The following is a 13,435-nucleotide window of genomic DNA, read 5'->3' on the forward strand; positions in this document are numbered from 1 at the left end:
GTGAGTTGCCGCGAGCAAGGCGCCGGCCCTCCAACCATGCTTTCTTCTGCACACGCCAGGGCGAGAGTGCCACAACAGCTCTAGCGTGGGCGCTGAGCCTGCATCTGGTCGAGAATGCGGAGGCTTTGGCGCACCCAATCCAGCCTCGGGTCGAGTTGAAGCGCACGCTCGAATTCCGCCCGACTCTCCGTCAACATTCCGGCGCGTCCCAGGGCTACCCCGAAGTTGGCATGGAACATGGCATTGTCCGGGGCCAAGTCGAGAGCGTGGCGAAAGAAACCGAGGGCCTGCTCGGGGTGCCCTTGCTCGACCCAGGCGCGGCCCAGGTTGTTGTAGCCGTCGGGGTAATCGGGAGCAATGCTGACCACCTGCGAGAAGTATCGGATCGCATCGCCCGGCTGGTTGCGGGACAGCGCAATCAATCCGAGACCATTCGTAACAATTGCATCATTGGGATACAAGTCGTGCGCCTCGCGGAATGTTTTCTCGGCCTCGTCCAAGCGTCCGAGGGCCAGCAACGCCACTCCGCGCGACACATGAGCGTCGCCGTTGGAGGGATCAACCGCCAGCGCTTGTTCCACGAGCTGCAATGATTGCCCGGGTTCACCGCGCGAATAGGCAACACCCGCCAAGCCCACCAGAGCATGCGCCATCTCCTCGCGGTTCGGCGGCGCCTCAGCGGCAGCCGCATCGTACCCGAGGTGGTACTGATGCTCGGCAGCGTCCAAGTCGTTCTTCTGATCGCGCAGAACGCGGCCCAGCCCATTGTGGATGACAGCCGAACTCGGCGAGACCTGCACCGTAGCGGAAAGCAAGCTGAAATCCGATTCCCAGTCAGAGGCTCGCGCTCGAACCTCAATAGTACCTCCCGCCACGATCGCGACGATGGCAACGACGGCCGCAATGCGAGCCACGCGCACAGGCAGATGGGCAAGTCCTTCGGCCGCAAGCCACGCCACCAGCAAACAAAACCCCAGCGAGGGAATGTACAAGTAGCGCTCCGTGAAGACGTTCGCACCCACGCCTCGGAGATTGAGCGCGGGAAGCAAGGTGACAAATACCCAGGCTGCCGCGAAGCTCGGAAGCGGCCATCGGGACATACCACGGAGAATCAGCCCCCCTGCCGCGACAACGAAGAGCAGCGACAGAACAACGCTTGCGCTCCAAAGACTCCGGGCGGGCGTGAACACGTAGTAGGCATTCAGGGGGAAGGGCCAAAGGAGCTTCAGCCAGTACTCCGCGACAAGTCGAACAGCGGTCAGGCCGAATTGCAGCGGAGTCAGGATCCAGCCTTGCTGAGCCTTGGCGAGGTAGCCGAGCACCGCGAAACGGACAACCGCGTAAGCCGCCGTCATGGCAAAGAATGGCGCCGCGCGTATCAGGGCCGCGCGGACTCGGGCCTTGATTGAGGCTGCGGCAGTAGCCGTCATGATGGCATGGGCAGCCACGAGGAACGGTAAAGAGAGCGCCATTTCCTTCCACAGGAGCGCCACGAAGTACGCGAATACCGCGGCTCCGATGAACCAGATATGACGCCGCGACGACCGAGGCGGCAATTCACGAGCAGATTTTCTCCTGCGGCGAGGGTTCGCTATCGGTTGGGCCGGTTCCCGCCATGCCAGCAGGTAAAGACAGAACGCCAGAAAATAGAAGAGAGAGCAGCCAAGCTCGCTGAGAGCTGAATTCCACAAGACTGCCTCACTGTGGATGGGGTGGGCGGCAAAGATCATTGCCGCAGCCAAGGACAAGCCACGACGGCGACATAGAAGGCAAATCAGCGCGCAGGCCGCCCAGCCAGCCAGAATGTTGCAGGCGATACTGGCCCAGCGGAAGGTCTCTGGGCTAGGGTCGGCGCCGCCCAGCCAACGATAAGCCAGCATAGGCAGCGGCCGATAATAGTTGCTTAACCCCGAGCGCCCAGGATGCAGGTACGCCCAAACGTCGCTGGTAAACAGGTTGTGCCAGGCATGGTCCGGGTGCAGGTAGGGGTTGCGAAGGATTTGAAAATTATCGTCCCAAACGAAACCATTGTGACTGGATCCGGCATAAGCCACAGCGCCGACGATGGCAATCAGCACCATCGCAACCAGAATGTCACGGAAGGAGAGCATGATCTCGGGCGAGCCGCTGGAATTTCATGATACTCCACGCGGCTGACGGCGAGTGCGAGGACATCGGGCGCGAAATCAGAGGGACGCGGGCGCTGTTGGCAAGCCGCAACTCACCCTTAACGAAAAACGCGGCGGCCGAAGCCGCCGCGCGGGAGTTGAGTTTTGTTCGATTAGAACTTCACGCGGATGCCCAACTGTACCTGGCGGGGCGAGTACGCGAAGTTGCTGTTCCCGTTGCTGATGCTTCCGAATACGGTATTACAAGGAGTAGTCGTCTGGCCCGACGCGGCAGTTCCGCAGAACTGCATGGTGGGGGCGGCCAGCGTGCCACCGAGCAGATAACCAGTGGTGCTAATGCCGGTGGTATTCACGTGGTTGAAGAGGTTGAAGCCCTCGCCGGAGAACTCGACGCTGTAGCGCTCCTTGTAGGAAATGACTTTGGAGATCTTCAGATCGAAGATGGCGGTGTTCGGGCCACGGAAGGTGTTGCGACCGATTCCAGGAATGTAGTTGAAGCCGCTGAAGTTCCCCTGGGCCGAGGTGTAACCAACGCCCGTGCCGCTGCCGTTAATGCCACCTTGTGCGGTGCCGCTGGGGCTGCCGCTTTCCTGCATGGTGAAGGGCAGGCCGTTCTGCCACTGGAAGATGGGAGCGATCTGCCAGCCGTTGGCGAGGAAACCGGCGAATCCGGACTTATGCCACGGAGATTCGCCTACGGCATGGAAGACAAAGCGCAGCGGGACATCGTACTTCGACCTCCCGTACCCTTCCCTGACAAAATTGGGATCGGTGGGGAACAGGAAGTCGTTTACGTCGGTAAAGGTCTGCTGGTTCTGGTTGTAATCGAAGGAGCGTCCCCAGGTCACATTGGTGCTGAACTGGACGTGCCGGGACATGCGGTGGTTAACCTGGAACACCATCGCATTGTAATTGGAGGTGATGGGGCTGAAGATGTCGGTTACCGGACCGTACTTGGCGTTGGGCCGGGCGGTATACACCGGAATGGTGTAGATGGTCCCGGTAGGCCCAAGCGGCCCTTCCCGGTTTGCGTCGGTGATTCTATAGGCGAGGTTGGAGGCAGGTGCGGTCAGGTTCGTGTCGATGAAGCTCGGCAAATGACGTCCGAAGCTGCCAAGGTAAGACAGCGACACCACCGTATTCCATCCGAGTTCGTGCTCGAATGTGAGATCGACTTGGTGGATCTGCGGGAGCTGGAAATTGGGGTCGAAGAAGTAAACACTGGGCCTGCTGGCCCCGCCGGTGGGCAGAACGTTGGGATCCAAAATCTTCGGGAACGCAGCGCCGGCTGCCAAGCCGGTAGTGGAGGTGTAGGAGAAAAGATTCTGGCCGCTTGGCATGCCGGTGGCGGTCAGGGCGCTGAAGATGGTGGAGTTGATGACCCGCCCGTAGTAAATGCCCCAACCGCCGCGGAGGGAGGTCTTGCCGTCTCCCCAGACATCCCAAGCAAATCCGATACGCGGCCCAAAGTTGTTCTTGTCGCTGGGCATCTTGCCGGTCTGCGAGAAATCCGGATTGACGAGATTGCTGAAGGCGCTGGGCAGTTGCTCGTATTCATAGCGTAAGCCGAGACTGAGGGTGAGGCGAGGCAGCATCCTCCAGTCATCCTGAAAGAAGAAGGCAATGTCGTTGGTAGACATCTGGAAGCCGAGCGGACCAAAGCCTTGCCTGTAACTGCTATAGCACGGGGTGTTGTGCGCAGCTCCGCAGGAATTGGGCTTGTAGAGGTCGGAGAGATAGTTGGTGATGGTGCTATAGCTGTAAGCGCCAAACTGAAATTCGTTGTGGATCGCAGTGTCGTTCACATGGCTGAAGTCCATGCCAAACTTGAACAGGTGCTTGCCATGGGACCAGGACATGGTGTCGGCAATCTGGTGGCGATACTCGTCGGGATACTTGGGACGGGTCAGGAAGCTAACCACACCCATATCAAATCCGCCGGTAATGAATACGTCCGGGGCGAAACCGAGCGGATTGGTGTAGCCCGGGAAATTCGGAGAGGTGATGAAGTTGCGTTGATCGTATGCCGTTGGCGGCTGGGGGTTCTCGAATTCGAAATCACGCCCATACTGATAACGAATTTGGTTGGACACATTGTTGGTGAGCATGCTGTCCAGCCTGGCAATGCCCCAAGTGTCTTTGACGTAATCGTTGCCAAAGGCATTGATGGCGTCCGTATTCGTCGCCTGGGTTTGGATGCCGGCGGGCGAAGCCCAGCGCATGCGGTTGAATTCCAGGGACAGGCGGTGCCTGCTGCTGATCTGCCAGTCCAGCTTGGGGAACCAGATGAACTGCTCGCCGGTGCGCGGGACGGGCCCGGTTTCGCTCAATAGCCCAGTGAGCCCGTTGGTGTAGCAGGCCAGAGCTGTGCCGCCGCATTGGCTTACCGAGGCACCGAGGTTGGAGCCCAAGGTAGTGACGGCAGAGGCACCGGCGGTTGGAACCACAAAGAACGTCTTGGCCGAACTGGGCACCGCAGTACCCGGGAAGTTGCGCTTGAACCAGTCGAAAGCCATGAAGAAGAACAGCTTGTCCTTCTTGATCGGCCCGCCGATGGCGAAGCCGGAAATCTTGCGTACATCGGTCGGCTTGTACTGATTGGTGACGAACGCTCCCGTGGCATCCTGAGTCGTGAGAACGGTAAAGGGATTCGACGCACCCCAGGCATTGTCGCGGTCGTAGAAGTACATTTCGCCGTGGAGATTGTTGGTCCCGCTCTTGGTGACGGTGTTGATGACGCCGCCGGCGGAGCGACCATACTCGGCGGAGTAGTTGGAGGTGTTGACCTGAAATTCCTGGACGGCGGCCTTGGCGCTGGAGTAACCGGCGCGAGTACGCCCGCGTTCTTCGGAGAAGAAGGCCTGATTGTTGTCGGCGCCATCCACGGTGTTGTTGTTCAGCAGCACGCTCATGCCACGGAAGCTGACCAGGCCGAAACCGCTGCCGTCGTTCACGACCGTGGGCGTGAGCAATACGAAATTCGACCAGCGGCCGCCATTGATCGGAAGATTGGCGATAGCGGTGTTATTCAGAACCGGAGCGAAGTCAGCCGAAGTGGTATTGATCTGCGGCGCCTCGGCGCTAACGGTGACGGTCTCGGCAGCGTTGCCGACATTGAGGCGCGGCGACAGGTCGGTGACCGTACCGACGTTGACGATCACCTGCTGCGCCTTGTAGGGCGCGAAGCCGGCCGCCGTAACGGTGACGGTATATACCGACGGTTTGAGGCTAGTGGCGCGAAAATTTCCGGTTGCGTCGCTGGTGACAGTCAGCTCGGCGTTGGTCGCGTTGTTGTGCACCACGATAGTGGCGTTAGGGACCACCGCGCCGGTGGAATCGTAAACCGTTCCGCTGACGGCCCCCTCGGTGGTGGACTGCGCAAAGGCGACGGCGCAGATCAGCAAGCACACCGCGAGTAGCCACATGGTTCGAATAATGCTGTCCGGGAGAAGAAGCCCGGAAGAAGTCCGACCAGAAGTTTGGCGCGAAAACATATGCTCTTGGCTCCTCAATTTAGGCTTTGCGCTGCAGGGTCGAAGGACTCGGCTGCGGATTGACTTGCTTGGGTGACATTGGAAGAGAAACTACTTGCACGCTGCAAACCAAAATTACGGAAAGATAAAGGCACGAATAAATGGGAGTTGCCGTTCAACAATGTGTACATGCCTCCAGTTTTCGATATAAGCGCTGGTAAACCTACAAAACTTGGTATTACTGGTTCCGCAAAAGCCCACTTTGGCTGATTAACGACGAATTCATCCCACCTTAGTTCCGGGTATTTCCACAGCCATGCACACAGCTTCCCGCTCCGCTCTCGCGGACAGCACCGCATAGTGGACCGTAAATCATCGAGGGCACAGGAAGGAGAACCGTTTTACGGCGGGGAAAGATATCACGCCAACCGTCAGGTGTGAACATCATGCGGGTTAATGTTTCGTGAATCCGGGCGCGGCAATCTCGGGATGAATGGAGTCGTCGAGGAAGGGTTACCGCAGATTTACTTCGGACTTACCCGGCAGGCCGTGCTACGGCGGGACGAGCAGCGTTGATTCGAGCCAGCACGGCGGCGGATGACTGCTCAAGGGGCACTTCCCCGGACACGACGATGTCGGCGAAACAGCGGGTGGGACGAACGTAGAGCTCAGCCATGGGGCGCACGATTTCGACGTACTGGTTGTGGACGGATTCGGCGGTTCGCCCGCGTTCGCGGACGTCGCGAACCTGGCGGCGGGCGAGGCAAACGTCGTCGGGGGCGTCGATGTAGACCTTGGTTCCAAACAGGGGCCGGAGATCTGCCCAGTAGAGCGCAAACAGGCCTTCCAAGATCACGTGGCGGCCGGGCGTGACGGTCTCCCACGAGGACGAGCGGGTGTGGACGGTGAAGTCATAGACCGGACGCTGCACCGGCAGCCCGGCGGCCAGAGCAGTAAGGTGTTGGCGCAGGAGATCGTGATCGACGGCGTCGGGCAGGTCGAAATTGAAATGGCAGCGGGACTCGATGGGCAGGAAGTCGAGGTCGCGGTAATAGGCGTCCATGGGCAAAATGGGCGCGGAAAGGAGGCGCGAAAGAGACTTCGCCAACTCGGTCTTGCCGGCGCAGGACGGACCGGCGATGGCGATAATGTGAGTAGTGGACATGGTTTCAGTTTCAGTTTCGGAAGAACCCAGATTCCTCGCTGCGCACGGAACGACAAATCCTAAACTTCAATGACAAGTCTGAACATTCTCTACGATCCCGCGAGATCTTCCACCTGCGGCATGATCGCTTCCAGCAATTGGATGAACTTCGCTTTCACGCGCTCCCCAGTTTCGAGAACCTCCTTGTGGTCGATGGGCCGGTCGAGAATTCCGGCAGCCATGTTGGTGACGCAGGAAATGCCGAGCACGCGAATGCCGATGTGGCGCGCCGCGATGACTTCAGCGACGGTGGACATCCCGACAACATCGGCGCCGATGGTGCGCAGGTAACGAATTTCGGCCGGAGTTTCGTACATCGGGCCATACAAGGCCGCGTAAACGCCTTCGAAGACGTCAATGCCGAGACGCTTGCCGTGTTCCATGGCAATCTGGCGATAAGGGCGGAAGTAGGCCTGGGTCATGTCGAGGAAACGCGGTCCGAGACGCTCGTCGTTGGGGCCGATGAGCGGGTTTACGCCCTGCAGGTTGATGTGGTCCTTGAGCACGACCAGGGAGCCCTGGGTGTAGGTTTCGTTGATGCCGCCGGCGGCGTTGGTGAGGATGAGTGCCTTGACGCCAAAGCGGCCCAGCGCGCGCACCGGAAAAACGACATCGCGCACGCTGTGGCCTTCGTACAAATGCACCCGGCCCTGCATGCAGGCAACGGGAACGTGTCCGAGGGTGCCGATAACCAAATTGCCGGCATGACCTTCCGCGCTGGGCTTGGGAAAGTGCGGAATATCGGCGTAAGGAATCGGGACGGCGCCGGTCAGCTTATCGGCGAAGGAACCCAAGCCGGAGCCGAGCACGAGCCCGACCTTGGGGCGCAGCTTGGTCTTGGAGGACAGGTAGTTGGCGGCCTCTTCGGCGCGGGTGAAGTCGTCGGCGAGCTGGCGAGCGCTTGCGACTGCTGGTTTCATAAGACTGCCGTTAGTCGATAGTTCGTTGGTCGTGGCCAAAGCAGGATGCGAACGACTGACGACCAACGACTAACGACCTCCCTCATTTCAGCAAAATTCCGACGATCGAAGCCGACATCAGGTTCGCCATGGTGCCGGCGAGCATGGCACGGAAGCCGAGTTTGGCCAGGTCCGAGCGCTTATTGGGCGCCAGCGCGCTGATGCCGCCAATCTGTATGCCAATGGAGCTGAAATTGGCAAATCCACAGAGCGCGAAGGTGGCGATGGTAAAGGAGCGCGGATCGAGCGTGCTCCTCATGGGGCCGAGATTGGCGAAGGCGACCAGCTCGTTAATCACCATACGCGTGCCCAGCAGATTGCCGACGGCGAGGCAGTCGCGCCACGGCACGCCAATCACGAAAGCGACCGGGGCGAAGATGACGCCGAAAACTTTCTCCAGGCTGGAGGGAAACCAGCTCGCCCAATGGTTGTGAATGCCGCCGAAAATACCGTTGACCAGCGCGATCAGCGCGAGAAAGGAAATGAGCATGGCGGCAACGTTGAACGCCAGGTGCATGCCGTCAATGGTGCCGCGGGCGATGGCGCCGAGGACGTTCTCGTCCTTGTGGTTCACGTCTTCGAGTTCGACCTTGGCAGGGGCGGATTCAGGGCGGGGCGAATTGCTTTCGCCAGTCAGCGGGACCTCGGTTTCCGGCACCAGCATCTTGGCCATCAGAATGGTGCCGGGGGCGGTCATGATGACGGCGCTGAGCAGGTGCTTGGCCTCGATGCCGTAGAGCACGTAGGCGCCCATGATGCCGCCGGAAACGTGCGCCATGCCGGCCGTCATGACGGTCATCAGCTCGGAGCGGGTGAGCGAAGGCAGAAAAGGGCGGATGGTGAGCGGGGCTTCCGTCTGTCCCATGAAGACGCTGGCGGCAACGTCGAGCGATTCGGCGCCGCTGGCGCCCATTAGTTTCATCACCTTGGCGAACTGTTTGATGATGAACTGCATGATGCCGAAATGGTAGAGCACAGCGAAGAACGCGCTAATGAAGATGATGGTCGGCAGCACCTGGAAGGCAAAGATGAAGCCTTGCGGCGACATCTTCTTGCCGAGATCGCCAAAGATGAACTGCGAGCCGGCGAAGGAAAAGCTAAGTAGCCGCGTGACGCCGGCGCCGGCCTTGGCGAGCATCAGGCGTCCGACATCAAAGCGCAGCACGAGAAAGGCGAAGGCGAATTGCAACCCGACGCCCCACAGCAGGGTCTTCAGGCGAATGGAGCGGCGCGCGGTGGAAAAGGCGAAGGCGAGGCCGAGCATGGTGGCGAGGCCGAGAATGCCGACGAATCTGTACATAGTTTCAGTATCGAGTTTCAGTATCGAGTTTCGGTTTCGAGTTTCAGTCTCGAGTTAGTTCCCAGACCCGAATCGCGAGCAAAACCAGTTGCAAGTTGCGAGCAAAAGCAGATTCCTCGCTGCGCTCGGAACGACAATTCTTCAGATAACGTTCATGGCAGGGCGGAAGCCGTGCCCTTCCTACTCCCCGATTACGCGGTGGACCAGCGGCGGCAGCGCCGACGGCGGCTGCGGCGAAATGGTGTACGCCGACAGCAGCAGACGGCGCGCCTCCTCCAAACGCGCGTCGGAGTTGTACTCCACCGAACACAGCGGCTCGCCCGCCACCACGGCGTCACCCAATTTCTTGCGCACCATGATCCCCACCGCGTGATCGATCTTGTCTTCTTTCTTCTCGCGGCCGCCGCCGAGGACGACGCAGGCCGTCCCCACCTGCTCGCACATGATGGCGGTGACGTACCCCGCCGCCGGACTGGCGATGTCGACCGAGTGGCGGGCGCGCGGGAAGCGGGAAGGGTCGTCGATCACCTTCGGATCGCCGCCCTGGAGCTGGATGATCCGGCGGAATTTATCCAGAGCGAGGCCGCCGCGAATCATCTCCCCGGCCAGGCTCTTCCCTTCCTCGACGGATTTCGTGCGCTCGCCAAGATAAAACATCCAGCCGGAGAGTTCGAAACAAAGATCGCGCAGGTCCCCCGGCCCGCCGCCCTTGAGGACGTCAATACACTCGGCAACCTCGTTGGCGTTGCCGGCGGCGCGGCCCAACGGCTGGCTCATGTCGGTAATCAGGGCGACCACGCGCTTGCCCATGCGCCGGCCGGTCTCGACCATCAGGTCGGCGAGATGGACGGCGTCCTCTTCTTTCTTCATGAATGCGCCGGAGCCGGTCTTGACATCAAGCACCAGGGCGTCAAGGCCCTCGGCGAGTTTCTTGCTCATAATGGAGGCGCAGATCAGGCTGGGACTCTCGACGGTGCCGGTGACGTCGCGCAGGGCGTAAAGCTTCTTGTCGGCGGGGGCGATTTCGGCCGTCTGGCCGATCAGTCCACAGCCGCACTCTTTCAAGACGCGGCGGAATTCAGTGAGCGAGAGATTAACGTTGAATCCGGGTATGGATTCCAGCTTATCGAGCGTGCCGCCGGTGTGGCCAAGTCCGCGTCCGCTGATCATCGGGACCGGCAAGCCGCCGGCGGCCACGATGGGCGCCAGCACGAGCGAAGTCTTGTCGCCCACACCGCCGGTAGAGTGCTTATCCACCTTGCGTCCGGGAATGTCGGAAAAGTCCAGCACCTGGCCGGAGTGGAGCATGGCCTCGGTGAGCGCGGCGAGTTCGGGCTTGGACATGCCCTTCAGGACGATGGCCATTAGCAACGCGGCAATCTGGTAATCGGGAATGGCGCCTTCGGTATAGGCGGAAACGATGTAGCCGATCTCGTCGCGGGTGAGTTCGCCACCATCGCGCTTGCGGCGGATGACGTCCACAATGCGCAGGCTGCGCGCGCGTCCGGCGGCTCCAGGGCCGTATTGAGCGGGGGCTGCGCCGCCGGATCTGGGTCCTTCGACTCGAGCGCCAGGGGCCGCCCCGGCAGTCTCTTCGCTCCTTGGCGGGTCGGCGGAAGTCCGGCGCGCTCGCTCAGGATGACATTCGCCGCTCACAACGTGAACCCTGCTGGAAGTAAAGCGCGGGCGGTGGAGTGCTCGTGACCGTCGCGGCCCTGGAAGATGACGTCGGCGTCAGGACCGAATTCGAAAATCACCTGCCGACACGCGCCGCAGGGAGAGCAGGGGGCATCGTTGCCGTTGAACACCGCCACGGCGCGAATTCTGAAGGACGCACCCTCGGCGGCAACTCCGGCGGAGATGGCGGAGCGCTCGGCACAGATCGTCAGGCCGTAGGAAGCGTTCTCGACGTTGCAGCCGGCATAGATAGCACCGGATGCGGCCAGCACCGCGGCGCCAACATGGAACTTGGAATACGGAGCATAAGCGCGGGTCAGCACTTCGCGCGCGGCTACGAAAAGGCGTTCCTTATCGACAGCGGACAATGGCGGTTTAGCGGCAACGTGAGGCTGAGCGCCGAACACAGATCCTTCCGACAGGAGGCCGCGCGCTTGACAGAACTCTCCCGATGAAAATGAGCTAATGGTGAATTAAAGGCGAGTTGAGGGGAATCGTCAAGCGGTGCATGGCCCTTCTTGGCTCTGGGGTAGTGGGTCGGTTTGAAACTGACTCACTACCGGCTTTTGGTAGTCGGCTATCGGGTGGTCGGTTATCGGTTCGGCTCGACAGACATCCACTCCTGGAGAAAAATTTCTCCTATACAATCTTCCGCAGTCTCACATAGATTTCCCGTCGTGAGGGACTCAAGAGGCATCTGCTGAAGGGCAGCACGTCGAGAGACGGCGCGCCCGGATTTTCGTCAGACATGTCTACTTTGCCCTGAGCTGACCTAGCTTAGAGTGGCGGATCGCGTCAGCGATTCATGCGTCGTACGCGGGTCAAGCATGAGGAGAACCATGAATTCCAGAAGATGCGGATTGGTTGTTGCAACGTGTATCTTTGCCGTGCTCGCCATCCCGGCCGGGCTCGCCGCACAGGTTCTTCGCTCAGGCGACGCCCAGATCACCATTCTGCAGACCACGGACCTGCATCACCATGCCAATGGCGCCGACCATGTCGGCCTCGACGTGAATCCGTTGACCGGCACAAGCATCACGGGCGCCTACGCCCGGATCGCCACCTACGTGAACTACATCCGACTGACCACGCGCCATCCGGTAGTCCTCGTGGACTCCGGCGATTGGACCATGGGCACGCTCTACGACCTCACCCTGAGCGAGCGGCCGCTGGCGCTCAATTTCCTCCAACTCATGCACTACGACTGCGTGACGCTGGGCAACCACGAGTTCGACTACACTCCCAAAGGGCTCGCCCAGATGATCAGCGCCGCGCAGAGTTCATTCCGGTTCCACACACCCATCGTGGCCTCAAACATGAATCTGGAAGGCAATCTCGATCTTGCGCCGTTCGTTGGTGACGGCAAAGCGATCCAGACCACGCAGGTCGAAAGGTTATCGAACGGGATCAAAGTGGGCTACATTGGGCTCATGGGAAAGGCCGCGGCCCAAACGGCCCCAGGTTCGGCGCCCGTGAGTTTCACGGACTTCTCGGCCGACTATGGCGCAGTTCAAGCCTTGGTCAACGTCCTCCGGAACAACGAAGGCGTGCAAGTCGTAATTGCGCTCTCCCACTCCGGAACGAACGCCGCCGGCACCAGTGGCGAAGACATAGAACTCGCCAAACATGTAACCGGTATCGACGTAATCGCGTCCGGCCACACCCACACGCCGCTGACCTCCGCGCACACCGTGGTGAATGGGGGCTGGACCACCCAGATCATCGACGCCGGCGCCTATGGCGCCAATGTCGCACGTATCGACTTGACCTATCATGCCTCGACCAGGTCCACGACCCTGGACGCCTCCAGCAATCTTGCTATGACGAATGCGACCCTCACCGCGATCAACCGGTGGCTGTTCCCCGATCCGTTGATCGCATTCATCGTGAGAGCAATCGATCAACAGCTCAATGCAGAGCTCGGACCTTTCTTCAGCCAGACCTTTGCCGACTACGATCCCAAGAAAGTTGGCACAGGTATTTATCACCCCGTGGGAACGACTGCCCAGGATATGGTCTCCAACGAAATGGACCCGGTGCCGCCGCCCAATGGGTTAGGGGATTTCGCAGCGGATGCGTTCCGCAGCGTTCCCAACGGCATCCTCGCGCAGACTCTGGCCGCAGTGGGGGGCGATCCGGCGAATCTGCCCGGATACGATTTCACGCCCTTCCAGGGTTCCGTAGTGGCCACGGGTGTTCTGCGCGGGAAATTGCAGGCCGGCGTGCCCCTTAGTTTCGCGGACATCTATAACGTCCTGCCGCTGGGAATCTCCCCCGACTCCAGCCAAGCCCTACCGCTGGGCTTCCCGCTGATGTCGACGTACTTGGAGCTCGCCGACGTGAAGAAGGTGTGCGCCCTCCAGTTGGTCTTGCAGACCAATCTTGCAAACGCGCAGTACTACCTGAATCTTTCCGGGTTCCAATACAGCCTCAAGCCGGCGGAATCGTACGTGTACTTCAAGTACGCCACTGCGGCCGGCGTGCTCCAAGTGACCAGCCAGAAGGCTGCAGCCGGGTCCATCGGGGCCCTGCAAGCTTTGAGCGCGCTTTCCAGCCTAGCAGCCCGTGGTGTAAGTAGCTGAATTTCGGCACGGGCAGCGGCGTACTCGGTTGCGTGAGTTCGCCAAGTTTTTCGCGCGGGACATCGAGATTCCACTTCTGCACGGCCGATTCCGATCTTCCCGGCGCGGGAG

The 13,435-nt window shown here is 60.3% G+C and carries 8 protein-coding genes; 1 reads left to right on the forward strand and 7 read right to left on the reverse strand.

The genetic code is table 11. The annotated features are described in order from the left end of the window. Positions 1 to 80 precede the first annotated feature (80 nt). From LAN64_16295 to cdd, 7 genes are all read right to left on the reverse strand, one after another. A complete protein-coding gene (locus tag LAN64_16295; GenBank protein ID MBZ5569397.1) occupies positions 81 to 2,111 on the reverse strand; it encodes a tetratricopeptide repeat protein in 2,031 nt (676 codons plus the stop codon). Between the two features lie 170 nt (positions 2,112 to 2,281). Continuing rightward, positions 2,282 to 5,554 carry a TonB-dependent receptor gene (locus LAN64_16300; GenBank protein ID MBZ5569398.1) on the reverse strand — a complete coding sequence of 1,091 codons (3,273 nt, stop codon included), beginning with the start codon at positions 5,552 to 5,554 and terminating at the stop codon, positions 2,282 to 2,284. Positions 5,555 to 6,137: 583 nt separating this feature from the next. Continuing rightward, positions 6,138 to 6,767 (reverse strand): uridine kinase, encoded by a 630-nt coding sequence (gene udk / locus LAN64_16305; protein ID MBZ5569399.1) that lies wholly within the window; start codon positions 6,765 to 6,767, stop codon positions 6,138 to 6,140. 89 nt (positions 6,768 to 6,856) lie between these two features. Continuing rightward, a complete protein-coding gene (locus LAN64_16310; protein ID MBZ5569400.1) occupies positions 6,857 to 7,726 on the reverse strand; it encodes a purine-nucleoside phosphorylase in 870 nt (289 codons plus the stop codon). Between the two features lie 82 nt (positions 7,727 to 7,808). Next, the gene (locus tag LAN64_16315; GenBank protein ID MBZ5569401.1) at positions 7,809 to 9,065 is read right to left on the reverse strand and encodes a NupC/NupG family nucleoside CNT transporter; all 1,257 of its coding nucleotides are present in this window, start codon (positions 9,063 to 9,065) and stop codon (positions 7,809 to 7,811) included. Positions 9,066 to 9,245: 180 nt separating this feature from the next. Continuing rightward, positions 9,246 to 10,556 carry a thymidine phosphorylase gene (locus tag LAN64_16320; GenBank protein ID MBZ5569402.1) on the reverse strand — a complete coding sequence of 437 codons (1,311 nt, stop codon included), beginning with the start codon at positions 10,554 to 10,556 and terminating at the stop codon, positions 9,246 to 9,248. Between the two features lie 161 nt (positions 10,557 to 10,717). Continuing rightward, positions 10,718 to 11,110, reverse strand: coding sequence for a cytidine deaminase (gene cdd, locus LAN64_16325; GenBank protein MBZ5569403.1), 393 nt, complete (start codon positions 11,108 to 11,110; stop codon positions 10,718 to 10,720). 471 nt (positions 11,111 to 11,581) lie between these two features. Between cdd and LAN64_16330 the strand changes: the two genes are divergently transcribed. Next, positions 11,582 to 13,324, forward strand: coding sequence for a metallophosphoesterase (locus tag LAN64_16330; GenBank protein MBZ5569404.1), 1,743 nt, complete (start codon positions 11,582 to 11,584; stop codon positions 13,322 to 13,324). The last annotated feature ends 111 nt before the right edge of the window (positions 13,325 to 13,435 follow it).

The organism is Terriglobia bacterium (assembly GCA_020073185.1).
Classification (GTDB): domain Bacteria; phylum Acidobacteriota; class Terriglobia; order Terriglobales; family Acidobacteriaceae; genus JAIQGF01.

Excerpts from the sequence above, each read along its gene's own strand:
- LAN64_16315 (MBZ5569401.1), bottom strand. The coding sequence starts at position 9,065 with ATGTACAGATTCGTCGGCATTCTCGGCCTCGCCACCATGCTCGGCCTC.
- LAN64_16310 (MBZ5569400.1), bottom strand. The coding sequence starts at position 7,726 with ATGAAACCAGCAGTCGCAAGCGCTCGCCAGCTCGCCGACGACTTCACC.
- LAN64_16330 (MBZ5569404.1), top strand. The coding sequence starts at position 11,582 with ATGAATTCCAGAAGATGCGGATTGGTTGTTGCAACGTGTATCTTTGCC.
- udk (MBZ5569399.1), bottom strand. The coding sequence starts at position 6,767 with ATGTCCACTACTCACATTATCGCCATCGCCGGTCCGTCCTGCGCCGGC.
- LAN64_16300 (MBZ5569398.1), bottom strand. The coding sequence starts at position 5,554 with ATGTGGCTACTCGCGGTGTGCTTGCTGATCTGCGCCGTCGCCTTTGCG.
- LAN64_16295 (MBZ5569397.1), bottom strand. The coding sequence starts at position 2,111 with ATGCTCTCCTTCCGTGACATTCTGGTTGCGATGGTGCTGATTGCCATC.